This is a genomic window from Enterococcus sp. C102(2024) (assembly GCF_040888205.1).
In the GTDB taxonomy this organism is placed as follows: domain Bacteria; phylum Bacillota; class Bacilli; order Lactobacillales; family Enterococcaceae; genus Enterococcus; species Enterococcus faecalis.
On the sequence record NZ_JBFOHH010000001.1, the window covers coordinates 24246 to 49282 of the forward strand.

Here is a 25037-nt window from a genome sequence, read left to right on the forward strand (position 1 = left end):
TATAAATATCATTTAGGAGGTTGTTACCCTTGATTAGAAAAATGAAGCCAACAGATGCAGCGGCGTTAACTATCATTAATAAAGAACAATTGGGCTATGAAGTTCCCGTTGACGTGACCTGTAAACAGATTGAGAAATTACTACTAGCCAGTGACAGAGAGTTTTTATATGTTTATGAAGAAACGAAGACAGGCAAGATTTTAGGCTATGTGCATGCGCAACTGTATGAAACAATTTATTCCCAAACGTTATTGAACGTTCTAGGGTTAGCAGTGGCAAAAGAAGCAGAAGGCCGTGGAATTGGCAAACAATTAATGACGAAACTAGAAACGGAAGCTAAAAAGTATAACTTGTGTGCGATTCGCTTAAATTCAGGGGAACAGCGTACAGCAGCACATCAATTTTATGAACACATTGGCTATGTTTCTGATAAAAAACAAAAGCGATTCATTAAATACTTGGATACTTAAGTTATGTCTTTAAAAAATAACAATTTCCTTTAAAAAAATAAGTAAAAACTAGTGAAATTTTCAGCGAATTAGTGTAAAATGTATCTCAATGACTCAACGAGTGTTTCAGCCGAAACACTGTCAAAGAAAGTACATACAAAGAAACAGAAATAGCCATTTTTGATGGCTGTTTTTTTATGGAGGAGGCAAATTATGACGAAAAAAAATAGTATGATGTACTTAGCAATTTCTAACTTATTTCTTGTTTTTCTAGGCGTAGGCCTAGTCATTCCCGTAATTCCCCAATTAAAAGAAGAAATGCATTTTTCTGGTACCACAATGGGAATGATGATTTCTATTTTTGCGATTGCCCAATTAATCACATCGCCAATCGCAGGTGTCCTTTCGGATAAAATTGGTCGGAAAAAAATGATTGCGACGGGTATGTTGGTTTTTTCAATTTCTGAGTTATTATTTGGTTTAGCCCAAGCGAAAAGCGGTTTTTATATTTCTCGTGGTTTAGGCGGGATTGCCGCCGCTTTATTAATGCCGTCAGTGACAGCCTTTGTGGCAGATATGACCACGATTTCTGAACGTCCGAAAGCGATGGGACTTGTGTCAGCTGCAATTAGTGGTGGTTTTATTATCGGACCAGGAGTTGGTGGTTTTATTGCTTATTTAGGTATTCGCGCTCCATTTTTTGCGGCTGCATTTTTAGCGTTTATTGGTTTTATTTTGACATTAACTGTTTTGAAGGAGCCAGAGAAACGAATTTTAGCCGCTGTTGAAGCGAAAAAAGGTTCATTTATGGATATTTTAAGAAATCCAATGTTTACCTCATTATTTGTGATTATCTTAATTTCCTCTTTTGGCCTGCAAGCGTTCGAATCTATTTATAGTATTATGGCGACTATTAATTTTGGCTTTACCACAAGTGAAATAGCAATCGTGATTACGGTTAGTGGTATTTTAGCGTTGATTTGTCAGTTGTTTTTCTTTGATGCAATCGTCCAAAAAATAGGTGAAATGGGTTTAATCCAATTAACCTTTTTTGCAAGTGCCATTTTTATTGCCGTGATTGCCTTTACAAAAAATAATTTAGTTGTTGTATTTTCAACGTTTATTGTCTTTTTAGCGTTTGACTTGTTTAGACCAGCAGTAACTACTTATTTATCCAAACATGCTGGAGATCAACAAGGAACCATCAACGGACTAAATTCGACATTTACAAGTTTTGGTAATATTTTAGGACCAATGGCAGCAGGAGCTTTATTTGATATCAATCACTTTTTCCCTTATTATGTTTCAGCAGTAATTCTGTTAGGAACGGGCTTTTTATCGTTATTTTTAAATCGAAATAAGATGTAAAAGAAAAAATAAGTATTTGGAATATAAAAATTCCGAATACTTATTTTTTTTGATCACCAACCGTTCTTGAAAAAAACAAAAAAATAAACAGTGTTCGCTTGATTAATCGAACGTTTGTTCGTATAATGATTTTGCAAGTGAGGTGATGTTTATGAAATTTGATTATGAAAAAGAACCTAGTCGCGATATTCTTTGTATTGATTGCAAAAGTTTTTACGCTAGTGTAGAATGCGCAGAACGTGGGTTAGATCCGTTGAAAACGATGTTAGTAGTGATGAGTAATGCCGAAAATGCGGGGGGATTAGTTTTATCAGCATCGCCAATGGCAAAAAAAGTTTTAGGTGTTTCAAATGTTACGCGTAAAAATCAAGTGCCCGCTCATCCTGATTTATATGTGGTTCCGCCACGAATGAATTTGTACATGAAAAAAAATCAAGAAATCAATAATTTATATAAAAAGTTTGTCGCAGATGAAGATCACTCTGTGTTTAGTGTAGATGAATCATTTCTTGATGTAACGGCTTCTTTAAGTTATTTTCATTGTGAAACCGCCTATAAAATGGCTCGGATTATCCAAAGAGTCGTTTATAATCATGTGGGTATTTATGTGACCGTTGGGATAGGGGACAATCCGTTACTGGCTAAATTGGCGTTGGACAATGGCGCCAAACATTCGCCAGACTTTATTGCAGAATGGCGGTATGATCGTGTACCAGATACTGTCTGGCAGTTGCCTTCTTTGACAGATTTTTGTGGGATTGGTCGCAGAATGGCTAAACGACTGAATCGTTTAGGAATTGATTCTGTATATGAGTTAGCGCAAGCGAATCCGCATCTTTTACAAGAAACATTTGGCGTGATGGGGATTCAATTGTATGCTCATTCATGGGGGATTGATCGTACCTTTTTAGGGAAAAAAGCACCACATAAAGCTGAAAAATCATTTGGGAATAGTCAGATTTTACCGAGAGATTATGCGCGAAGAGATCAGATTGAACTAGTCTTAAAGGAACTGACAGAACAAGTGGCTGCTCGTTTAAGAAAAGCGCATTGTCAAACGGAATGTATCACAGTCTACGTTGGTTATTCCAAAGGTCAAATTGACCGTGAAGGACGAACTGGTTGGCGAAAACAACAAACGATTCCTGCAACAAACAATACAAAAGTTTTGATTACCTATGTATTAGCCCTTTTTAGAGAACATTATCTAGCGGGAACCGATGTCCGGCAATTAGGGCTTTCATATGGGAAATTAGTTTGGAATGAATCTTTACAATTAGATTTATTTTCGGAACCAGAAGAGCAAATTAGTGAAATGGAGTTAAACTATCTGATTGATAAAATCCGACAAAAATTTGGCTTTCAAGCTTTAATCCACGCCTCTTCTTTGTTGGAAGGCGCGACGGCAATTCATCGTTCAGGATTAGTCGGTGGACATGCTGGAGGAAATGTCGGTTTAGGAGGATAACATCATGAAACGAACAAAAAAAGAATTTACACCTTATAATGAGTACCATGATCGGCCCTTTGAACTGAAATGGGCGACCGCTTTTGCATTGGGGGAGTTACAAGAAGGAATCGAAGCTTCTGACGAATATTCTAAGAGAGCGTTTGAACGCTTATCGCAACAGACAACAGAAGAAATTGAAGAATACTTAGAGCAGTCTTTAAAAAATAACCAGGTTTTAGAAATCCAATTGAATACATTGGATGATTTTGGCCGTGTTCAACCGCCAATTGTTGGTGTTTTTGAAGGGATGAGTTCAATGGAGTATGCAAAAGTTGGACATACACATATTTTATTTGAAGAGATTCGGCATATTAAAAGTCATGAGTTTACAAAGTGGTCGAGCCTTGATTAAAAAACTATTGTTATACGTGCGTTTTGTGAAAACATATGAGATAATGTTCATAGGTAATAGAAATAAAAATTATGGAGGTGGCTAGGATGGGACATCATTTAAAAGGACACCATGGCAAAAAAACAAATGCGAGTGGCGGCTTTTTAACAAAGTTATTGGCTGGTGGTGCCTTAGTGGGCGTAGGAAAAAAGTTATACGACAATCGTGAAAAAATTAAAGAGCTGTTAAGTGACGACAAAGAAAAAAGCAACGATACTGAAAACAAATAAAGGACTGGATTGACGGAATGGTAAAAGATGCAGCGTATATTATTGAAGAGATTACCACGATTTTAGAGGGAACCTATTTTGTGATAACCAAGAAAGCGAATAAGCGCCGCATGTGTTTACATGTTTCGGATACCGCGAAAGAATTTTTACGTTGTCGACTGGAATATGAAACATTCTTAGAGCAACAGTTTGATTATGCCACAAGGTTTTTAGAAACATGTACGGAAGATGTTTCTGTTGAAATTCAAACGGGACTACTTGAAGAAACAAATTATCAAGCATTAACCGTGGAAAAATTACAACAAATAGCCACTAAAATGTAACACAGCTGTTGTGTTAGTTTTGATTCTTAATTTGGTTAAGGAGGCGGATAAAATGTCAGTATATCAACATATTTTGGTTGCTCTTGATGGCTCAGATCAATCTGAAAAAGCTTTTCATGAAGCTGTCAGGATTGCCAAAGAGGAACAAGCCACTCTTTATTTAGCTACAATTATTAATGATGCTGAATTTACGACGAGTCCATTTTCTTTTGAAGAATTGTATGATTTAGAAAAACACAAGTCAGAAGAGATGCTCACTGAAAAGGCAAAACAAGCGAGTGAAATTGGTGTAAAAACAGTCAAAAAAATTGTTGAACTTGGGAGCCCAAAACGTTATCTTGCCAACACGATTTCTGAAAATTATGCCATAGATTTAATTGTGCTAGGTGCCACGGGAAGAGGTGCTATTCAACGAACCTTGATTGGTTCTACTACAGATTATGTGGTTAACCATGCTTTGTGCAATGTCTTAGTCGTTCGCTAATTGTGAGTAAATAATCAAGGGAACAATGTTTTATCGGGACGTTTTTTTTAATTAAACGAGAGGTGAGTTTATGAAAACAAAAATCGGAAAAACAGTTATCTTGTCAGCGTTTTTATTCACAAGTTTCCTTTTACTGAGTGGCTGTACCTCGGCTGGCGAAGAGATGGAAAAAACAATTGATCGACAGAAAGAAAAAGTCGATAAAACGGTCGATAAACAGAAACATAAAAATGAAAATTCTATGGAAAGTTACGACGAAAAAGTTGACCGTTCTTTAGATAGTCAAGAAGACAAAATCGATACTACTGAGTAACGGGAAAGCCTTCAATTATCGGCTAGTAAATAAATAATATACAAAAGGGAGCATCCACTGCAGTTATTTCTCACAGTGGATCCTCTCTTTTGTGGTTAAAAAGAAAAAGTTAACTGCTCCCCAACAGTTAACTTTTAATCATGTTGCACATAGTTAAAACACTCTATATATCATTTATATCATTTGAAACGGGTAGTGTAAAAAGAAATCTCTTGAAAAGAGTCTCCATTTATAGGGAAGATTTCCCATAAAAAAGAGAAACGTATAATCACAGAGAGTTAGAGAAAGCAAAGGGAAATAAGTATGTTAAAATAAGAAGCAAGAAAGAAGATAAGTATGCAGAAAATAACAACTAATTAGGTGAAAACAATGGAAATACATTTTGAAAAAGTAACAAGCGATAATCGTAAAGCAGTGGAAAACTTACAAGTTTTCGCTGAACAACAAACCTTCATTGAATCAATGGCAGAAAATCTAAAAGAATCGGACCAATTTCCAGAATGGGAATCGGCAGGTATTTATGACGGCAATCAATTAATCGGCTATGCCATGTATGGACGTTGGCAAGATGGGCGCGTTTGGCTAGACCGCTTTTTAATTGATCAACGGTTCCAAGGACAAGGTTATGGGAAAGCAGCCTGTCGACTTTTAATGTTAATGCTAATAGAAAAATACCAAACAAACAAGCTATACTTGAGTGTTTATGATACGAACAGCTCAGCAATTCGGTTGTATCAACAACTCGGTTTTGTATTTAATGGTGAATTAGATACGAATGGCGAGCGGGTAATGGAATGGACATATCAGAATAAGTAGATAGAACAGGTGAGACAAAAGCCATAGCGCATTTTGTTTCACCTTTTTCTTTTAATTGGCTTCATTTGTTTACTTTTAGTAAGTAAAATGGTAAATTTAGTTCAATCTGTTTTGAAAAAAGAGTTACTGGAGGGTAAGGATGAAAATAGAATTTTTCCATGATGTTATTTGTAGTTTTTGTTTTCCAATGTCTGACCGCATGCATGAGATTCAACAAGAATTTCCTGAAATTGAATTGATTCATCGGTCGTTTGCGTTAGGATGGTCAGCAAACGATTTTGAAACAATGTTTGGCTCACGAGCAGCAGTAAAAGAAGAAGTTTTGACGCATTGGGTGCATGCCAATCAAAACGATTCAAAGCATCGTTTTAATATTGAAGGGATGAGGAAGCAACGATTTGATTTTCCAACATCAAAGAATGCATTATTAGCAGCAAAAGCAGCTGGATACATTGGCAACCAAGACACCTATTGGTTACTGTTTGATAAGTTACAAGAAGGTTTATTTGTGAGAAGTTTAAATATTGAAGAGCCAGAAGTAATTGAGGAGCTAGTAAAAGAGACAACGATTGATTTTGCTTTATGGAAAGAAGCTGTTGCTTCCGAGGCTGTTTGGACGGCGGTTCAAGAAGATTTTGCGCTAGCTTCTGCTTATGGTTTACAAGGAGTTCCCGCACTAATCATTAATCAAAAATATCTAATTAATGGTGCAGTACCGAAACAGCAAATCAGCCAAACTATTCAAAAAATTCTCGCAGAAGAAAAACAACAGCAACCGTTAGTTTCATTAACTCCTTCTTCTGAAGAGTCAGCTTCGTGTGAGTTTAAGGAAGGCACATGGACGTGTCATTAAGCAGCTTAAAATAACGTTATTCTTTGACAAAACGAAAGACTTCTGTAATAGTTAATGCGGGGGTGATAATATGTTTAACGCATATAGAGAATACTGGAATAATATTACAACAATGAATGCGTCAGCAACACGAGCACAATATTGGTGGCCACAATTAATTAATTATTTGGTGTTAGGGATTTATTCAGCAATTACGGGCGTTTACAGATATATTGAAGTAACACCCAATGATGGAACAATCATTAAAGAATGGAATACTGTGACCATTATCTTTTTCTTGCTGACTGCTTTAATTTGGTTGGCAAACTTTACTGTTCGAGCAAGAAGATTGCATGATCGCGACCACAGTAACTGGTGGATTTTATTCTATTTACTTCCTTTTATCGGTACTTTAGTGATCTTCATTACATTAATTTTGCCAAGTAAAAGTCACACAAGATGGCCAGTGAATCAATCAGAAATTTAATTTGCTGGTTTCGTTTAGCTGATTATCTTAAGAGTGAAAATGAGGTCGGGACAGAAACGTTTAACTCCGAGAAATAAGAAGGAGTTGCTTCTGTTCCCGCCGTTTATCAATTTTTAAGCCTGGGACAAAAATCCAAAGTGATTTTTGTCCCAGGCTCATTTTCTTTTTTATTTCAGAAAAATATCTTCTGTATGATGGCACCTCACATTACGCGGTTCTTGCTAAAAGGGCTATCTTTTTGGTAGATAGGGAAAACCATTAAGACGTTAAAAGTTTAATAAATCGAGCAATTCTCTTTTGTTAGAAAATAAGATAGCATCATTAATTAAAATACTTGGAACGCTGGTTTCAATAATTGGTTGATTGGTAATAATCAAGTCAAATTCTTCGAGTCGATGGTCACCTAATTGTTCTTCCGTAATTGCTAACGTATTTGAACGAATCCGATGCAAAGCTAAAATATCGTGGACATAGTTTCCAATATATTGACTATGATTCAGGCCCATGTCGCTAATAATCAAAATCTTTTTTGAGTCGAAACTCTGGTTAATTTCTGGAAAAGTATTAAGCAACCAAAAAATATAAGAAGATGAATAGTTTAATAGATTTGTTTCTAAAAGAGCGGAAAAGAAATGCAATTCTGCTTTTAATCGTGCATATAAGTGAAGCTGAGTAAAATGAATTTGTCGAGTGAAAAAGGTGGCCCTTTGTGTCAATTCGGAGGTGTCAAAAGGCACTAATTGAGAAAACAAATAAAGACAGGTTAACAAGTGAACAGCGAAGTCGACGACTTCTTCTGTTAATTGTTCAATCTGTGAAAAAGCATTAAATTTTAAATTTTCACGTATTCTTTGACTGATGACTTCTTGGTCTTCGGAGTAGTATTGCTGAAAAGCGCCTCTTTGAAAATACCAGAGAACTTCTCGATAGGTTTCACGGCTGAGCCCAGTAAAATGACGACTGAGTAAAAGATAATCTTCCATTTTGATTGGACTCTTTTTATCTGTTTTTTTCTGGAAACGTTGTTGAAATCCTTGATGCTCTCTTAATAAATCAACAATAAAATACATAATAAAGAAATCGTGTTCATAACTGTTATCCATACTAATAATATTTAATTGGCATTGATTACGGCGCATTAATTGTTTGATTTCCTGCTTATCTAATTGATAAGGCAATTCATAATGACCATAATACATTAAAAAGAAAAAGGTTGTAAAAATACGTAAAGGCAATTCTTCTGTTTGGCTAGTTAATTGATAGCCTTGATCAACGATAACGCGAAGAGAGTAAGTTTCCAAGACCTGATTACACTGCTTCAATTTTCGAGCAAAAGAAGAGCGACTAATATTAATGGTATCGCAATAATATTCGATGGTTTTGCCAGGATTTTGGATAAACTCATGGAGCAATTGGGTGGTCGTTGACGTTTTTGCCATATCCGTCAGCACGTTTAAATATAAGGACACATTAAAGTTTTCTAAACGATAGCCTAATTTATGCGATGTTTTAATGGTTAAACTTTCGCCCCAACGCTGTTTAATCTCCTCAATATAACGAATAAAAGTAGACTCAGAACTACCAATATATTTTGCAAGTTCTTTTTTAGTCATCCATTTATCAGAAATGGATAAGACACGAATGATTTCTTCCATTTTCCGATAATTTTTTTCTAAAAACCTAATCATATTGTTTCCTCCCAAGTCCTTTACTTTAATGAAACAATCATCGAAACAATAACGCAATTTCAGAAATGAAACCGCTTGGTATGAAAGCTGGTGTGATTTAATGAGCTCCTTCTCTGTATAATAATTATCAGATTAGAATAATGAAATTTTACGTGCTAGGCAATTCTAATTTAACTGTTAATTCATAAAAGAAAGGAGAGAACAGACATTAAATTACTAAAGAAATTTGGGGTTTTCGGCGTAGTCTTTTTACTTGTCTCATCCTATTTCATACCGCTCATTGGCTATGCAGAAACAGCCAAAGAAGTTGAAATTACATCCGCTCAAATGATAACAGATGAGAATGATAAAACGAATATTAATATCGAGTTAAATCTTCTCAACCAAACAGAGCAGCCATTACAACGAGAAATTCAATTGAAAAATGCACAGTTCATGGATACTGCTGTAATTGAAAAAGACGGATATTCTTACCAAGTGACTAATGGTACGCTTTATCTGACTTTGGACGCACAAGTAAAAAAGCCGGTACAGCTTTCGTTAGCTGTTGAGCAAAGTTCGCTTCAAACAGCTCAGCCACCTAAGTTATTGTATGAAAACAACGAATATGATGTTTCAGTTACTTCTGAAAAAATAACAGTAGAGGATTCTGCTAAAGAATCAACTGAACCAGAAAAAATAACTGTACCAGAAAATACGAAAGAAACTAACAAAAATGATTCGGCTCCAGAAAAAACAGAACAGCCGACCGCAACAGAAGAGGTAACCAATCCATTTGCAGAAGCAAGAATGGCGCCAGCCACTTTGAGAGCGAATCTGGCACTACCTTTAATTGCACCACAATACACGACGGATAATTCTGGGACTTATCCGACAGCTAATTGGCAGCCCACAGGCAATCAAAATGTGTTAAACCATCAAGGGAATAAAGATGGTGGTGCACAATGGGATGGTCAAACGAGTTGGAATGGGGACCCTACTAATCGCACAAATTCTTATATTGAGTATGGCGGTACAGGAGACCAAGCCGATTATGCCATCCGAAAATATGCTAGAGAAACAACAACACCAGGGCTTTTTGATGTATATCTTAATGTGCGTGGGAATGTTCAGAAAGAAATCACGCCATTGGATTTGGTCTTAGTCGTTGACTGGTCCGGTAGTATGAATGAAAACAATCGGATTGGTGAAGTTCAAAAAGGAGTGAACCGTTTTGTTGATACATTGGCAGATAGCGGTATTACCAATAACATCAACATGGGCTATGTTGGCTACTCAAGTGACGGTTATAATAACAACGCCATTCAAATGGGGCCGTTTGATACAGTCAAAAATCCAATTAAAAATATTACGCCAAGTAGCACTAGAGGAGGAACTTTCACTCAAAAAGCATTAAGAGATGCTGGTGATATGTTAGCAACGCCAAATGGACATAAGAAAGTCATTGTACTTTTAACGGATGGCGTCCCAACCTTCTCTTATAAAGTGAGTCGAGTTCAAACAGAGGCGGATGGTCGCTTTTACGGGACACAATTTACGAATCGACAAGATCAACCAGGTAGCACTTCTTATATCTCTGGTAGCTATAATGCGCCAGATCAAAACAATATCAATAAACGGATTAACAGTACGTTTATCGCCACGATAGGTGAGGCAATGGCCTTAAAACAACGTGGGATTGAAATACATGGATTGGGCATTCAATTGCAAAGCGATCCACGAGCTAATTTATCTAAACAACAAGTTGAAGATAAAATGCGTGAGATGGTGTCAGCCGATGAAAATGGAGACCTTTATTATGAATCCGCGGATTATGCACCAGACATTTCTGATTATTTAGCGAAAAAAGCCGTTCAGATTTCAGGAACGGTTGTAAACGGAAAAGTAGTTGATCCAATTGCTGAACCTTTTAAATACGAGCCAAATACATTATCAATGAAAAGTGTGGGTCCTGTTCAGGTTCAAACATTACCAGAAGTGTCGCTAACAGGCGCTACAATTAATAGTAATGAGATTTATTTGGGTAAAGGGCAAGAAATTCAAATTCATTATCAAGTACGTATTCAAACAGAGTCAGAAAACTTCAAACCTGATTTTTGGTATCAAATGAATGGTCGGACAACGTTTCAGCCATTAGCCACGGCCCCTGAAAAAGTTGATTTTGGGGTTCCTTCGGGAAAAGCACCTGGCGTGAAGTTAAACGTGAAAAAAATCTGGGAAGAGTATGATCAAGACCCAATAAGTCGGCCAGATAACGTGATTTATGAAATTAGTAGAAAGCAAGTAACTGACACAGCCAACTGGCAAACTGGGTATATTAAATTATCAAAACCAGAAAATGATACTAGCAATAGTTGGGAGCGCAAAAATGTAACCCAACTTTCCAAAACCGAGGATGAAAGCTATCAAGAAGTTCTTGGGCTTCCCCAATACAATAATCAAGGACAAGCTTTCAATTATCAAACAACCCGTGAATTAGCAGTTCCTGGTTACAGTCAAGAAAAAATCGACGATACTACTTGGAAAAACACGAAGCAGTTCAAGCCATTAGATTTAAAAGTAATCAAAAATTCTTCCTCAGGTGAGAAAAACTTAGTGGGAGCCGTCTTTGAATTGAGTGGTAAAAATGTTCAAACAACATTAGTGGACAATAAAGATGGGAGCTATTCCTTGCCAAAAGATGTGCGCCTACAAAAAGGGGAACGCTATACATTAACTGAAGTAAAAGCACCTGCAGGACATGAGTTAGGTAAGAAAACGACTTGGCAAATTGAGGTGAGTGAGCAAGGCAAAGTAAGCATCGATGGACAAGAAGTGACCACCACAAATCAAGTTATTCCATTGGAAATTGAAAATAAATTTTCTTCTTTGCCAATCAGAATTAGAAAATACACCATGCAAAATAGCAAACAAGTGAACTTAGCAGAGGCGACTTTTGCGTTGCAAAGAAAAAATGCTCAAGGAAGTTACCAAACTGTGGCAACTCAAAAAACAGATACTGCAGGATTGAGCTATTTTAAAATTAGTGAACCTGGTGAGTATCGAATGGTGGAACAATCAGGACCATTAGGCTACGACACTCTTGCTGGAAATTATGAATTTACTGTTGATAAATATGGGAAAATTCACTATGCAGGCAAAAATATTGAAGAAAATGCGCCAGAATGGACACTGACACATCAAAATCATTTGAAACCTTTTGACTTAACGGTTCATAAAAAAGCCGATAATCAGACGCCACTTAAAGGAGCGAAATTCCGTTTAACAGGACCAGATACGGATATTGAATTACCAAAAGATGGCAAAGAAACGGATACTTTTGTTTTTGAAAACTTAAAACCAGGGAAATATGTCCTAACAGAAACCTTTACGCCAGAAGGATATCAGGGGTTAAAAGAACCAATCGAATTAATAATTCGCGAAGATGGTTCAGTCACGATAGATGGGGAAAAAGTAGCAGATGTTTTAATTTCTGGAGAGAAGAATAATCAAATTACTTTAGATGTTACTAACCAAGCAAAGGTTCCTTTACCTGAAACTGGTGGCATAGGCCGCTTGTGGTTTTACTTGATAGCGATTAGTACATTCGTGATAGCGGGTGTTTATCTCTTTATTAGACGACCAGAAGGGAGTGTGTAATCAATGAAAAACGCACGTTGGTTAAGTATTTGCGTCATGCTACTCGCTCTTTTCGGGTTTTCACAGCAAGCATTAGCAGAGGCATCGCAAGCAAGCGTTCAAGTTACGTTGCACAAATTATTGTTCCCTGATGGTCAATTACCAGAACAGCAGCAAAACACAGGGGAAGAGGGAACTCTGCTTCAAAATTATCGGGGCTTAAATGACGTCACTTATCAAGTCTATGATGTGACGGATCCGTTTTATCAGCTTCGTTCTGAAGGAAAAACGGTCCAAGAGGCACAGCGTCAATTAGCAGAAACCGGTGCAACAAATAGAAAACCGATCGCAGAAGATAAAACACAGACAATAAATGGAGAAGATGGAGTGGTTTCTTTTTCATTAGCTAGCAAAGATTCGCAGCAACGAGATAAAGCCTATTTATTTGTTGAAGCGGAAGCACCAGAAGTGGTAAAGGAAAAAGCTAGCAACCTAGTAGTGATTTTGCCTGTTCAAGATCCACAAGGGCAATCGTTAACGCATATTCATTTATATCCAAAAAATGAAGAAAATGCCTATGACTTACCACCACTTGAAAAAACGGTACTCGATAAGCAACAAGACTTTAATCAAGGAGAGCACATTAACTATCAGTTAACGACTCAGATTCCAGCGAATATTTTAGGATATCAGGAATTCCGTTTGTCAGATAAGGCGGATACAACGTTGACACTTTTACCAGAATCAATTGAGGTAAAAGTGGCTGGAAAAACAGTTACTACAGGTTACACATTGACGACGCAAAAGCATGGATTTACGCTTGATTTTTCAATTAAAGACTTACAAAACTTTGCAAATCAAACAATGACTGTGTCGTATCAAATGCGTTTAGAAAAGACCGCTGACCCTGACACTGCGATTAACAACGAAGGACAATTAGTCACGGACAAGCATACCTTGACTAAAAGAGCCGCAGTTCGTACAGGCGGCAAGTCTTTTGTCAAAGTTGATAGTGAAAATGCGAAAATCACCTTGCCAGAGGCTGTTTTTATCGTCAAAAATCAAGCGGGGGAATACCTCAATGAAACAGCAAACGGGTATCGTTGGCAAAAAGAAAAAGCATTAGCTAAAAAATTCACGTCTAATCAAGCCGGTGAATTTTCAGTTAAAGGCTTAAAAGATGGCCAGTACTTCTTGGAAGAAATCTCTGCACCAAAAGGTTATCTTCTGAATCAAACAGAAATTCCTTTTACGGTGGAAAAAAATTCTTATGCAACGAACGGACAACGAACAGCACCGTTACATGTAATCAATAAAAAAGTAAAAGAGTCAGGCTTCTTACCAAAAACAAATGAAGAACGTTCTATTTGGTTGACGATTGCAGGCCTGCTAATCATTGGGCTGGTAGTCATTTGGCTATTTTATCAAAAACAAAAAAGAGGAGAGAGAAAATGAAGCAATTAAAAAAAGTTTGGTACACCGTTAGTACCTTGTTACTAATTTTGCCACTTTTCACGAGTGTATTAGGGACAACAACTGCATTTGCAGAAGAAAATGGGGAGAGCGCACAGCTCGTGATTCACAAAAAGAAAATGACGGATTTACCAGATCCGCTTATTCAAAATAGCGGGAAAGAAATGAGCGAGTTTGATAAATATCAAGGACTGGCAGATGTGACGTTTAGTATTTATAACGTGACGAGCGAATTTTACGAGCAACGAGCGGCAGGCGCAAGCGTTGATGCAGCTAAACAAGCTGTCCAAAGTTTAACTCCTGGGAAACCTGTTGCTCAAGGAATCACCGATGCAAATGGGAATGTCACTGTTCAGTTACCTAAAAAACAAAATGGTAAAGATGCAGTGTATACCATTAAAGAAGAACCAAAAGAGGGTGTAGTTGCTGCTACGAATATGGTGGTGGCGTTCCCAGTTTACGAAATGATCAAGCAAACAGATGGTTCCTATAAATATGGAACAGAAGAATTAGCGGTTGTTCATATTTATCCTAAAAATGTGGTAGCCAATGATGGTAGTTTACATGTGAAAAAAGTAGGAACTGCTGAAAATGAAGGATTAAATGGCGCAGAATTTGTTATTTCCAAAAGCGAAGGCACACCAGGCACAGTAAAATATATCCAAGGAGTCAAAGATGGATTATATACATGGACAACGGATAAAGAACAAGCAAAACGCTTTACTACTGGGAAAAGTTATGAAATTGGCGAAAATGATTTCACAGAAGCAGAGAATGGAACGGGAGAATTAACAGTTAAAAATCTTGAGGTTGGTTCGTATATTTTAGAAGAAGTAAAAGCTCCAAATAATGCAGAATTAATTGAAAATCAAACAAAAACACCATTTACAATTGAAGCAAACAATCAAACACCTGTTGAAAAAACAGTCAAAAATGATACCTCTAAAGTTGATAAAACAACACCAAACTTAGATGGTAAAGATGTGGCAATTGGCGAAAAAATTAAATATCAAATTTCTGTAAATATTCCATTGGGGATTGCAGACAAAGAAGGCGACGCTAATAAATACGTCAAATTCAATTTAGTTGATAAACATGATGCAGCCTTAACTTTTGATAACGTGACTTCTGGAGAGTATGCCTATGCGTTATATGATGGGGATACAGTGATTGCTCCTGAAAATTATCAAGTGACTGAACAAGCAAATGGCTTCACTGTCGCCGTTAATCCAGCATATATTCCTACGTTAACGCCAGGCGGCACACTAAAATTCGTTTACTTTATGCATTTAAATGAAAAAGCAGATCCTACGAAAGGCTTTAAAAATGAGGCGAATGTTGATAACGGTCATACCGACGACCAAACACCACCAACTGTTGAAGTTGTGACAGGTGGGAAACGTTTCATTAAAGTCGATGGCGATGTGACAGCGACACAAGCCTTGGCGGGAGCTTCCTTTGTCGTTCGTGATCAAAACAGTGACACAGCAAATTATTTGAAAATCGATGAAACAACGAAAGCAGCAACTTGGGTGAAAACAAAAGCCGAAGCAACTACTTTTACAACAACGGCTGATGGATTAGTTGATATCACAGGGCTTAAATACGGTACCTATTATTTAGAAGAAACTGTAGCTCCTGATGATTATGTCTTGTTAACAAATCGGATTGAATTTGTGGTCAATGAACAATCATATGGCACAACAGAAAACCTAGTTTCACCAGAAAAAGTACCAAACAAACACAAAGGTACCTTACCTTCAACAGGTGGCAAAGGAATCTACGTTTACTTAGGAAGCGGCGCAGTCTTGCTACTTATTGCAGGAGTCTACTTTGCTAGACATAGAAAAGAAAATGCTTAATTTCTAGCATCACCGAAGAAATTTTTAGAAAAACAAAGAGCCTGGGCCAATCACTGTCCCAGGCTCTCATGCTTTATTTTTAAGGAGGAAGCAATGAAGTCAAAAAAGAAACGTCGTATCATTGATGGTTTTATGATTCTTTTACTGATTATTGGAATAGGTGCATTTGCGTATCCTTTTGTTAGCGATGCATTAAATAACTATCTGGATCAACAAATTATCGCTCATTATCAAGCAAAAGCAAGCCAAGAAAACACCAAAGAAATGGCTGAACTTCAAGAAAAAATGGAAAAGAAAAACCAAGAATTAGCGAAAAAAGGCAGCAATCCTGGATTAGATCCTTTTTCTGAAACGCAAAAAACAACGAAAAAACCAGACAAATCCTATTTTGAAAGTCATACGATTGGTGTTTTAACCATTCCAAAAATAAATGTCCGTTTACCAATTTTTGATAAAACGAATGCATTACTATTGGAAAAAGGAAGCTCCTTGTTAGAAGGAACCTCCTATCCTACAGGTGGTGCGAATACACATGCGGTCATTTCAGGACATCGTGGTCTCCCTCAAGCCAAATTATTTACAGATTTGCCAGAATTAAAAAAAGGCGATGAATTTTATATCGAAGTCAATGGGAAGACGCTTGCTTATCAAGTAGATCAAATAAAAACCGTTGAACCAACTGATACAAAAGATTTACACATTGAGTCTGGCCAAGATCTCGTCACTTTATTAACTTGCACACCGTATATGATAAACAGTCATCGGTTATTAGTTCGAGGACATCGTATCCCATATCAACCAGAAAAAGCAGCAGCGGGGATGAAAAAAGTGGCACAACAACAAAATTTACTATTATGGACATTACTTTTAATTGCCTGTGCGTTAATTATTAGCGGCTTCATTATCTGGTACAAGCGGCGGAAAAAGACGACCAGAAAGCATGGAAATTAACGATTCATATAATAAAAGTGACTATGTTTTTATTTTTTTAAACCCTTTACGTAGTAAATCAATGACCAAACCTAAGCAAAAATAAGTACAAAAATGAAGCCCAGAAGAAATCAACATTCTGGTTGTTAAAGGCTGCTGGGAATAATAAGTATCCAGCACAGGCGTTTGATGAATAATAGAAAAACCTAGAAAATCTGTAAGGGCCAATAGAAATCCCTTACTATCATATCCAGAAAACCAAAGTAGTATGACGAAAAGGCTAAACATACTAAAAAAAAGAGTAAAAAAATAGCTTTTCAATTTTTAATCCTCCTTATCGTGCATAATTGAACCAGAGAAACAGAAGTATTAACGAAATAACTAAAAGAGCAAGCCCAGAATAAAAAGCGACAAAGGGCCAATCAATCGACTGTTTAAATTCCTGCCAAGTTTGGATTTTTCTGTTTTTTTTTCGCGCTATCTTCAAGCGTGAGTAAATAATTCAATAGTAAGAGGAGCAGCAACACCGTGAAATCATTTGTGGTAAAAAGCACATGTAAAAATAGAATGACAAAGACAACACGGGATAACACTCGATTCCGCAAAATTAAAAATAACTTAGCACGCATAATAAACCACCATTTCTTATCAGAGATAATGAATCTGTTTTTGTCTACTCTTTAGTTATATCATAAAATTCTTAATAATGAAAAAATGATTTGAGGAAATAATTGGAAAAAGTTTTTTTCTGAATCATTATTTTCGTAAATAAAGAATAAACGTGTTACTCTTGGCTTATCAAATTTGGAAGGAGTGTTAAAAATGAAATATCTGGATATTATTGCTTTAATTTTATTGATTGTCGGAGGCTTAAACTGGTTATTAGTTGGCGCATTTAATTTTGATTTAGTTGCAACAATTAGTGGTGGTGCAACCACACCATTAGCAAAAATTATCTATATTATTGTCGGAATTTGTGCGATTTATTCTATTAAGTTTTTAGCTCCTTTGTTCCGCGAACCATAGGATTGATTTAAAAGATTTAGATAACGTGAAGTTATTTTGACTTAGTAATTGAGAGTTTCCTTGAGAAAGGGGACTCTTTTTTTATTTTCTATATTCGTTTCAGAAGGTTTAGGCAAGCTCAAAAAATATTTCAAGAGAGCAGTGTTGTTTTCAAAATAGAACCTAGCACTACCTCAAATAACCTGTGTCTTTTTTTGAATCATTAGTTCAAATTGATGTGATCACTAGTGAGAAAAATCAGCTCTAGGATATATAGGAAAATATAAGCATCAAATAGGGATTTTGATGATAAATTATCTTTTTCCTTGTTATGATTATAACAAGGAAAAAGAAAGTAGGGATTTATGTATGGAATTACAGGTGACAAAAAAGGCTAAATTTTTTTGTTTGGCGATGGCATTACTAATGACATTAGGTATTTTTATCAGCGCTGGTACAAGTGTTTATGCATCTGACCAGCTAGAGGATTCAGAAGTTGAGGCTGTAGCAAAGGGACTGGAAGAAATGTATGCGAATGGAGTGACGGAAGATAACTTTAAAAACTATGTCAAAAATAATTTTGCTCAGCAAGAGATTTCTTCAGTTGAGAAGGAGTTAAATGTAAATATTTCTGATGCTTCAACAGTAGTTCAAGCGCGTTTTAATTGGAATGCATTAGGAAGTTGCGTTGCTAACAAAATCAAAGATGAGTTTTTTGCAATGATTAGTATCAGCGCAATTGTAAAAGCTGCACAAAAGAAAGCCTGGAAAGAATTAGCAGTGACTGTATTACGCTTCGCTAAAGCCAATGGTTTAAAGACGAATGCTATTATTGTAGCTGGACAACTAGCTTTATGGGCAGTTCAATGTGGGCTAAGCTAATGAATTTAAAAGATCATGTTACGGAAATAGTAATTACTTTTATCATCGCTTTTGTGTATACTTGGATAGATTCAGGAGAAATTGAAATCTTAAAGACTCTTTTGATAACAATAATATTTTTAGCCATGTTCTATGCAATACCCAAAATCACCAATAGAAAAAGAAAATGAAGTAGTTTTAGAAAGATAATGTGACAGGAAGTGTAAGAGGAGGTAACGAGCCTTCTCTTTATTTTTTTATTGACCTGTTATGTAGATGGTTCACGACAACCACATTAACAGTTTAAGAGGTAATACTTATAAAAAAGCCATAGAAATTTCATTACACTTAAGGTGGAAATATAAGTATCCTATATAACATTCAGGTTTAAACTATTCAATGTTTCTTTGATAAGCTTAGCATAACTTGATTCCTACTTAGAATGGGTTCAGTAACTTTAATTCTACAGAATTTTTGGGGGTCTTTTTTTGTGAATCAAAAAAGATGTTGGAAAAAATATTGATATTAGAAATATAGAAGCTAAAAACTACATCATATCAAGATATGTTTTTTTCTAAATCATCAAAATACTTTACTAATATTTCCGCTTTTCCAAGTCCAATATTTTCAATAGCTGTTTTTCCACTTCTGATTTTGTCAATGTATTGCGTGCTGATACCAGTTTCTTTTGCAATACGATAGCTCGTTAAATCTAGGTCTATTAATTTTTCGATTTTTTCAGTGTAAGTCATTTAATCAACTACTTTCTTTTGCTTAATATGCCTACAATTAACAAGATCACTGAGTAAGTAATCCAATTAATTACAGTAAAAAGTGTCAGTACTAAACCGACTAACACGATAGTTAATAATAGTAATACATAATTTTTATTATTCATGTTATTCTTGCTAGAATTATTCTATAGAGAAGGGAATACTAGCAAGAATAATAGGGTTAGTTTATTTCTATACTATCTAGCTTTGATATAAAACATAGTTATTAGTAATTGAAAAGATGGCTAAAAAGATAAGTTTTGTAGCAGTCTTTTTCTTAATTCTTCCTTCCTATCTGTATACATTTGGATGAATTCATTCTTTTTATAAACTTTATTTAGTAAATTCCTATTTAGATAATAATCCAGTTCCTCGTTAGAATTATATCTTTTTAATATCCAATCATCGAAATACTTATTATTTTTTTCTGTATTAGGAATGCCTTCTAGTAATTGTAAATTTACAATTGTATCGATGTGTTCAACAATAAATGTTATTTCTTCTTCTGAATAACCTATTTCTCTTAAATTCTTTTTATTTTTATATTTGCTTGAAGGGAATATATGATCTTGGTGAAACTTATTTTTTAAATCTATGGCTGGAAAAATTACCGATAAAAGTGTGAAAGAGTACTTTCCAATTTTTGTATCTAGTAAATAATCAATGTCTTCATCCGTTATGATTAAAGATTTGTTTGTATCTCTAACTTTAAGAAGTTTTGACAATGGGAACCCTTCGGATAAATCCTGCATATTTTCTCTCATTTTAAGTAATATTGAGTCTGGAGTTCCTCCAAAGATTCTTTTTAACAAAGAAATCTGAACAAAATATTTTATTTTATTCCTATCATTTAAGTATCTATCAGCTTCTAAATAGTTATTTGGGCAATCAATTTTGTATAGGTAATAAACAACAGGGATGATTACACTATTAGCAATTAAAGTATCTCCATTAAACCCAAAATTTGAAAGTAAATTCACTGCTAAAGATATTGCTTTTTTTGTCTTTTCCCAGTTAGTTTCGATTAGGTTTGTGGTTTGTTTGTCAAAATTGGAAGCTCTAAATTTAATATTCTTTTTATCAGTTAACACTAAAGCAGCCTTTAAAATATTATCTTTGTTAAAATTGAAACCGTTTCCTATCATATTTAGTTCATCAACTAATGAATAAATTTCTTCTCGAGCATTCAAATTTTGCCATTTAGCAGTCGCTAAAGAAAGCAAAAGGTCAGAATAAGTTAGCGTAGTACCACCGCTATTCATTCTGATAAAGATATCTAAAACCTTATCAATTTCTTGTGAGTTTTCTTCATAATATGCCAATATATCTTTTTCCATCATTTGATGTAAAGTTCCTAAAGAATTCATAATATAACTTGTTTTTTCAACGGATTCATTAGGAAAATTTTTCCGATAAAGCTCTTGATATCTAGCAATCACAGTAAACATTTCACCTACTTCAAATTGCAAAATATCGGAGACAGGGTACCAAAGAGTATCTTCGGTAAAATCTTCTGCTTCCTCATTAGTTAAAAATCTAAAATCAAATTGAACATCTTTGTTGGTATCTAAATTTGGAGAAACGATATTTAAATAAAGCTGTCTCGAAGGATAAGCATTGTCATTATTTTTCCATGCTCCTTTTATTTTGTAGCTGTAGGTACCTTTCAAAGCTATATAGATAGATGTTATTCTTTGTTGCCCATCTAGTATTGCTGTAACACTATCTTTATGTGAAATATTGATTTTTGTATTATGTCTAGCATCTCTTTGATGGTATTCTTTTAATATGTTATAAAATTCATATTTATTTATATTTTCATTTTGGACGTTCCAAAATAAGAACGAGCCGATGGGATATCCTTTCATAATGGAATCGAATAATCTTTCAATTTGTTCTGGTTTCCATACAAATTCTCTTTGAAGCGCAGGTAGTACATATTCATTGTTATCTATTTTCTTAATTAAATTTTTTATAGTGAAATTTACGTAACCCATTTTGAGAATCTCCTTTGACATTATTTAATTAATTTTACCACATAAAATACAAAAATATTGAATCTATTTTTATTATACAAATTTGTTATCTGGATTCTATAAGGTAATATAAATCGAAATTTCTACAGGTTTATCCATTAGAATATCTATTCATAAATATGAAATAATTACAATGGAGATTCATTTTAGAAAAAGTGGATATCCATGTGAAGCTAATCGAATCAAGTATAATTTAAATAAATTGAAATTATTCAGCAGAAAATTGGTTCGTTATGTAAAAGATTACCTTTTTAATAATGTTTTCTTGAAAGTATTCACCAAATTTTGATTATTAGTTGATACCTTTTTCTATTTTCTTTATGATTTTTCTCAAAAGTCCGAGTTCAGTCCAACTCCCAAGAAAATAAGGAACTTACTAAATCGTTGATTTAACAACGTTTAGCAAGTTCCTTTTTAATGGAGACGGCGGTCGTAAAACCTAGCTTGTAAATGCTGGTTTTATGGCTGTTTTTAACTGCTTGATGCAAAAATAATGCAAAAAAATTATACATACATTTGTTTCATCACTTCATTAACAGCATTACTTTCTTTTTGTTCCATCTCGTCTAAAATGTGTTGATAGGTTTGTAAAGTGGTTACAATGTCCTTATGTCCAAGGCGACGAGATACATATTTTATATTTATTCCTTTATACAACATTATTGAAGCATGGGTATGCCTTAAACCATGACAAGTCAATTCTTTTGTACCGATCTTTCTACAGAATTTACGAAGGACTTTATTTACAGCTGTATTCGATACAAGTTCCATATTGTCATTCAAAAATACTAAATTATTTTCGTTGCGTAGACCAGATTTTAAATAATATTCTTTTTGATGTAACTGTAATTTCTTTAATAAATCGAGCGTATCATCATCAATAGTGATTATTCTTTTTGATTGATAATTTTTCGTATTAGAGAATGTATTTGTATATTTATAGTCCCATGTTTTATTTACTTTTACAGTTTTATTCTTGAAGTCGATACAGTCCCAAGTCATGCCTATAATTTCTGAAAAACGACAACCAGTCGCAATACCAAACAGAATAATAAATCGAGAAGTATAAGTGGGTTTTATACCTTTTAATATTTCGTGAACTAGATGGATAGACTCTTGATAATTCAAATATTTCAATTCTTCGTGCTTAGGATTCTTTTTGCCTATAGCTTGTACTCGATAGGTAGGGTCTCTATGAATAATGCCTTCTTCCAAAGCATCTTTAAGAGCAGCTCGCATATACGTATGATGTTTTTTTACTGAAGCTGTAGCGTGTGTTTCCCCATAGTCATTCAGGGCCTTTTGATATTCTTGTCGAGTCAATTCTTTTAATTTTGTATCAGGAAAATATTTCTCACTAAAATCAACAGCCCGACGAATATCACCGTCATTGTCTTGTGATAACTTGCCTTTCCTGTAAACTTCAAACCAATTTCGAAAATACTCATGAAATAATTTTTCGCCTTCTTTTAGTGAGTATCCTTTAGAATACCTAGCTTCAATTTCTGAGGCTGCCAATTGCGCTTCTTTTTTTGTTGAAAACCCATTGACGCTTTTTGTTTTATATCGGCCATCTTTATCTTTATAAGAGACTCGAAATTGCCATCCGCTTTTCAATTTTTTTATACTTGCCATTGTATCACCCCGAATATTCACTTAAAAACCCCTAGCATGAATCGAACATGCTAGAACTCACCAGAGAGGGGATAAGAAAAAAATTAATAGCTACCCTTCCAAGAGCTGTCTGCAAAGAAAACTTCAAACGAATTCCCATCATTGGTAATATCGAAGTATGCGGATCCATTTGCAGATTTGCCGGCTTGTATATTTTCAGAAAAATAATCCCAAGAATCCAGATTAGATTTTACATTGTTGGAATCATAAAACTCGAACATATGCGCATTCACATCAAAAGGTTTAGTTCCTGTATTTTTAACTGAAAAATCCACTTTGGCATAGTATAGTCCTTCTGGTTTATGCCAATCGTCTCCATTACTTTTTGTAACAGAGTTAATTGTTACTTCTAAACTATCATTAGTCTGCTGATTAGAAAACGAAATAGTGTCTCCGACAGCAGCTGTTTTATTATTCATATCTATACTATTAGTATCTTCAGTAGTTTTATCATCAGAAGATTCTTCAGGATGTTGGCCATTCTCATCTAAATAATTTCGTTCACTTAAATATACAACTTTATCTGTTTTAGGATTTATCCAAATTAGAAAAGTAGAAGTAGAAGTTTTATCTTCAAATGCATACTGTAACATATTAAGATTTTTTATGTCTTTTGCCGATTCTCCATGTTCAGATAACTTCTTATACTTTGGAACAAGTTTTTCATTATCTTTACCGTCTAATAAATCAATCATTAATTTGTCCCTATTCACAGCATTATTAAGTTCATCATAAACAAAATTACTATCCCATTCTTTCATAGGTAAACCTAATTTTTTATAAACAGTTTTGGATGAATTTCCAACTTTTATAAGTTCAATATCACTACGTGAGAGTTCTTTTTTCTCATATATTTCACTAGAGCTACTTTTACTTTCTTGTGCATTTTTAGAGTTGCATGCTGATAATGATACTCCAAATAAACTTAAGATTATTACCCCAAAAAACATCTTTTTCACTAAAAATTCCTCATTTCTGTTATAATATTTTCATAAGTTAAATCTCGAAATGAGATTGAAGTCCGTGTCCCCACACGGGCTTTTTTATGCAAAATTAATTCTTCGTAGTTTATTAAACAAAAGAGTTCTTATACACTCTTCATAACGTGCATCAATATCAGCATCTTCTATAAAACGCATATAGTTAACTTGTTCAACAGTTAAACCAGTTTTAGACATATAATCATCTAAGAGATTGTCAATCATGAATACATCAGCTTCATGCTCCATTTTAGAATGTAAAGAAAAAGCTAAATTATATAATTGGTAGTTATGTTGATGTTCGCTAGCGTGGCCTAATTCATGAAGAAGGGTTTTTCTTTTATTCCATTCATCTAAAGAACCTTTTAAAACGATGGTATTTATCGATGCAATATAATGGCCGTCTGCATCTAAATCCTCTTTTTCTAGGATAATTACACCTAACTCTTTAACAATCATTTCAATTTGTTTCCTCAACAACAACACCTACTTATTTTTCTTCTCCAAATACGCTTCAATAATGCCTGACAAAATTTCTCTATCATTTTCAGTCAGCGGTTTTCCGTCACTACTCATAACAGACGATAAAGCTTCTTCGACTGTTAGTTGATTTTTGTCAACTGGATTGGGGTTTTCAGTTCTACCAAGTAAATAGTCTACAGACACATTAAAATAGTCAGCTAATTCTTTTAATTTTTCAGCCGATGGCTGTTTACCACTTTTTAGACTATAGAAATAGTTTTCACTATATCCTAAATCTAATGTTACTTGTTTCATAGTTTTTGATCGATTTTTTGCAAGTATTTTGACACGTTCAAATACTGTCATATCAGCATTCTCCTTAAATTCTTACAAAAAAACAATAAAAAAGTGTAGTTTTTCATTTACAAATACAACACTATAGTGTATATTGTTCTTGTAAGTTAATTGGATA

Annotated in this window: 26 protein-coding genes and 1 pseudogene; 18 read left to right on the plus strand and 9 right to left on the minus strand. The window is 34.7% G+C overall.

Features of this window, described 5'->3' with window-relative positions; all coding sequences use genetic code 11:
* The first annotated feature begins 29 nt into the window (after positions 1 to 29).
* The 11 genes from AB3I34_RS00180 to AB3I34_RS00230 all read left to right on the plus strand — a co-directional run bounded on the left by AB3I34_RS00180 (position 30) and on the right by AB3I34_RS00230 (position 7203).
* Positions 30 to 470, plus strand: coding sequence for a GNAT family N-acetyltransferase (locus AB3I34_RS00180; protein WP_010712279.1), 441 nt, complete (start codon positions 30 to 32; stop codon positions 468 to 470).
* A 192-nt stretch (positions 471 to 662) separates the two neighbouring features.
* The gene (gene emeA / locus AB3I34_RS00185; protein WP_002358140.1) at positions 663 to 1817 is read left to right on the plus strand and encodes a multidrug efflux MFS transporter EmeA; all 1155 of its coding nucleotides are present in this window, start codon (positions 663 to 665) and stop codon (positions 1815 to 1817) included.
* Between the two features lie 151 nt (positions 1818 to 1968).
* Positions 1969 to 3285 carry a Y-family DNA polymerase gene (locus AB3I34_RS00190; RefSeq protein WP_010712280.1) on the plus strand — a complete coding sequence of 439 codons (1317 nt, stop codon included), beginning with the start codon at positions 1969 to 1971 and terminating at the stop codon, positions 3283 to 3285.
* Positions 3286 to 3289: 4 nt separating this feature from the next.
* Positions 3290 to 3679, plus strand: coding sequence for a hypothetical protein (locus AB3I34_RS00195; protein ID WP_262231393.1), 390 nt, complete (start codon positions 3290 to 3292; stop codon positions 3677 to 3679).
* Positions 3680 to 3750: 71 nt separating this feature from the next.
* The gene (locus AB3I34_RS00200; RefSeq protein WP_002375234.1) at positions 3751 to 3948 is read left to right on the plus strand and encodes a hypothetical protein; all 198 of its coding nucleotides are present in this window, start codon (positions 3751 to 3753) and stop codon (positions 3946 to 3948) included.
* Between the two features lie 17 nt (positions 3949 to 3965).
* Positions 3966 to 4271 carry a hypothetical protein gene (locus AB3I34_RS00205; RefSeq protein ID WP_002397742.1) on the plus strand — a complete coding sequence of 102 codons (306 nt, stop codon included), beginning with the start codon at positions 3966 to 3968 and terminating at the stop codon, positions 4269 to 4271.
* A gap of 52 nt (positions 4272 to 4323) precedes the next feature.
* The gene (locus tag AB3I34_RS00210) at positions 4324 to 4755 is read left to right on the plus strand and encodes a universal stress protein (RefSeq protein WP_002391595.1); all 432 of its coding nucleotides are present in this window, start codon (positions 4324 to 4326) and stop codon (positions 4753 to 4755) included.
* A gap of 70 nt (positions 4756 to 4825) precedes the next feature.
* Positions 4826 to 5068 carry a hypothetical protein gene (locus AB3I34_RS00215; RefSeq protein WP_002358134.1) on the plus strand — a complete coding sequence of 81 codons (243 nt, stop codon included), beginning with the start codon at positions 4826 to 4828 and terminating at the stop codon, positions 5066 to 5068.
* 369 nt (positions 5069 to 5437) lie between these two features.
* Positions 5438 to 5884: a GNAT family N-acetyltransferase gene (locus tag AB3I34_RS00220; RefSeq protein WP_002390030.1), complete on the plus strand. Its 447-nt coding sequence runs from the start codon at positions 5438 to 5440 to the stop codon at positions 5882 to 5884.
* A 139-nt stretch (positions 5885 to 6023) separates the two neighbouring features.
* Positions 6024 to 6737, plus strand: a complete 714-nt coding sequence (locus AB3I34_RS00225) for a DsbA family protein (RefSeq protein ID WP_002358132.1) — start codon at positions 6024 to 6026, stop codon at positions 6735 to 6737.
* A 70-nt stretch (positions 6738 to 6807) separates the two neighbouring features.
* Complete coding sequence (locus tag AB3I34_RS00230; protein WP_002358131.1) at positions 6808 to 7203, plus strand: DUF805 domain-containing protein; 396 nt, start codon at positions 6808 to 6810, stop codon at positions 7201 to 7203.
* Positions 7204 to 7469: 266 nt separating this feature from the next.
* Here AB3I34_RS00230 and AB3I34_RS00235 read toward each other — a convergent pair whose 3' ends face one another.
* Positions 7470 to 8891 (minus strand): helix-turn-helix domain-containing protein, encoded by a 1422-nt coding sequence (locus AB3I34_RS00235; protein ID WP_002388012.1) that lies wholly within the window; start codon positions 8889 to 8891, stop codon positions 7470 to 7472.
* Between the two features lie 174 nt (positions 8892 to 9065).
* Here AB3I34_RS00235 and ebpA point away from each other — a divergent pair, with 174 nt between their 5' ends.
* From ebpA to srtC, 4 genes are all read left to right on the plus strand, one after another.
* A complete protein-coding gene (gene ebpA / locus AB3I34_RS00240) occupies positions 9066 to 12530 on the plus strand; it encodes an endocarditis and biofilm-associated pilus tip protein EbpA (RefSeq protein ID WP_153873048.1) in 3465 nt (1154 codons plus the stop codon).
* A 3-nt stretch (positions 12531 to 12533) separates the two neighbouring features.
* Positions 12534 to 13964, plus strand: a complete 1431-nt coding sequence (ebpB, locus tag AB3I34_RS00245) for an endocarditis and biofilm-associated pilus minor subunit EbpB (protein WP_085444306.1) — start codon at positions 12534 to 12536, stop codon at positions 13962 to 13964.
* Entirely contained in the window at positions 13961 to 15844 is a 1884-nt protein-coding gene (gene ebpC / locus AB3I34_RS00250) for an endocarditis and biofilm-associated pilus major subunit EbpC (protein WP_085444307.1), read from the plus strand. The genes ebpB and ebpC overlap by 4 nt, the downstream gene beginning before the upstream one ends.
* A gap of 93 nt (positions 15845 to 15937) precedes the next feature.
* Positions 15938 to 16795 (plus strand): Ebp pilus assembly class C sortase, encoded by an 858-nt coding sequence (srtC, locus tag AB3I34_RS00255; RefSeq protein WP_002360607.1) that lies wholly within the window; start codon positions 15938 to 15940, stop codon positions 16793 to 16795.
* A 21-nt stretch (positions 16796 to 16816) separates the two neighbouring features.
* Here srtC and AB3I34_RS00260 read toward each other — a convergent pair whose 3' ends face one another.
* Both AB3I34_RS00260 and AB3I34_RS00265 read right to left on the minus strand, forming a co-directional pair.
* Entirely contained in the window at positions 16817 to 17095 is a 279-nt protein-coding gene (locus AB3I34_RS00260) for a hypothetical protein (protein WP_002363681.1), read from the minus strand.
* Between the two features lie 13 nt (positions 17096 to 17108).
* Positions 17109 to 17403, minus strand: a pseudogene (locus tag AB3I34_RS00265) (hypothetical protein).
* 193 nt (positions 17404 to 17596) lie between these two features.
* Between AB3I34_RS00265 and AB3I34_RS00270 the strand changes: the two are divergent.
* The 3 genes from AB3I34_RS00270 (at position 17597) to AB3I34_RS00280 (ending at position 18831) form a co-directional block, all read left to right on the plus strand.
* Positions 17597 to 17800, plus strand: coding sequence for a DUF378 domain-containing protein (locus AB3I34_RS00270; protein ID WP_002381996.1), 204 nt, complete (start codon positions 17597 to 17599; stop codon positions 17798 to 17800).
* Positions 17801 to 18148: 348 nt separating this feature from the next.
* On the plus strand, positions 18149 to 18661 hold the full coding sequence (gene entV / locus AB3I34_RS00275) for an enterococcin EntV (protein ID WP_002408606.1): 513 nt from the start codon (positions 18149 to 18151) through the stop codon (positions 18659 to 18661).
* Positions 18646 to 18831, plus strand: a complete 186-nt coding sequence (locus AB3I34_RS00280) for a hypothetical protein (protein ID WP_002384733.1) — start codon at positions 18646 to 18648, stop codon at positions 18829 to 18831. Before entV ends, AB3I34_RS00280 begins: the two co-directional genes overlap by 16 nt.
* Positions 18832 to 19197: 366 nt before the next feature.
* On the opposite strand, the gene AB3I34_RS00285 is transcribed toward AB3I34_RS00280, so the two are convergent.
* The 6 genes from AB3I34_RS00285 to AB3I34_RS00310 all read right to left on the minus strand — a co-directional run bounded on the left by AB3I34_RS00285 (position 19198) and on the right by AB3I34_RS00310 (position 24931).
* Entirely contained in the window at positions 19198 to 19392 is a 195-nt protein-coding gene (locus tag AB3I34_RS00285; RefSeq protein ID WP_002360606.1) for a hypothetical protein, read from the minus strand.
* Between the two features lie 266 nt (positions 19393 to 19658).
* Positions 19659 to 21410 carry a DUF262 domain-containing protein gene (locus AB3I34_RS00290; RefSeq protein ID WP_002377851.1) on the minus strand — a complete coding sequence of 584 codons (1752 nt, stop codon included), beginning with the start codon at positions 21408 to 21410 and terminating at the stop codon, positions 19659 to 19661.
* A gap of 543 nt (positions 21411 to 21953) precedes the next feature.
* A complete protein-coding gene (locus AB3I34_RS00295; protein WP_085444140.1) occupies positions 21954 to 23084 on the minus strand; it encodes a site-specific integrase in 1131 nt (376 codons plus the stop codon).
* An 83-nt stretch (positions 23085 to 23167) separates the two neighbouring features.
* Positions 23168 to 24073: a DUF4352 domain-containing protein gene (locus tag AB3I34_RS00300; RefSeq protein WP_002402866.1), complete on the minus strand. Its 906-nt coding sequence runs from the start codon at positions 24071 to 24073 to the stop codon at positions 23168 to 23170.
* A gap of 93 nt (positions 24074 to 24166) precedes the next feature.
* The gene (locus tag AB3I34_RS00305) at positions 24167 to 24562 is read right to left on the minus strand and encodes an ImmA/IrrE family metallo-endopeptidase (protein WP_029680928.1); all 396 of its coding nucleotides are present in this window, start codon (positions 24560 to 24562) and stop codon (positions 24167 to 24169) included.
* 27 nt (positions 24563 to 24589) lie between these two features.
* The gene (locus tag AB3I34_RS00310; protein ID WP_010708602.1) at positions 24590 to 24931 is read right to left on the minus strand and encodes a helix-turn-helix domain-containing protein; all 342 of its coding nucleotides are present in this window, start codon (positions 24929 to 24931) and stop codon (positions 24590 to 24592) included.
* Positions 24932 to 25037: the final 106 nt, after the last annotated feature.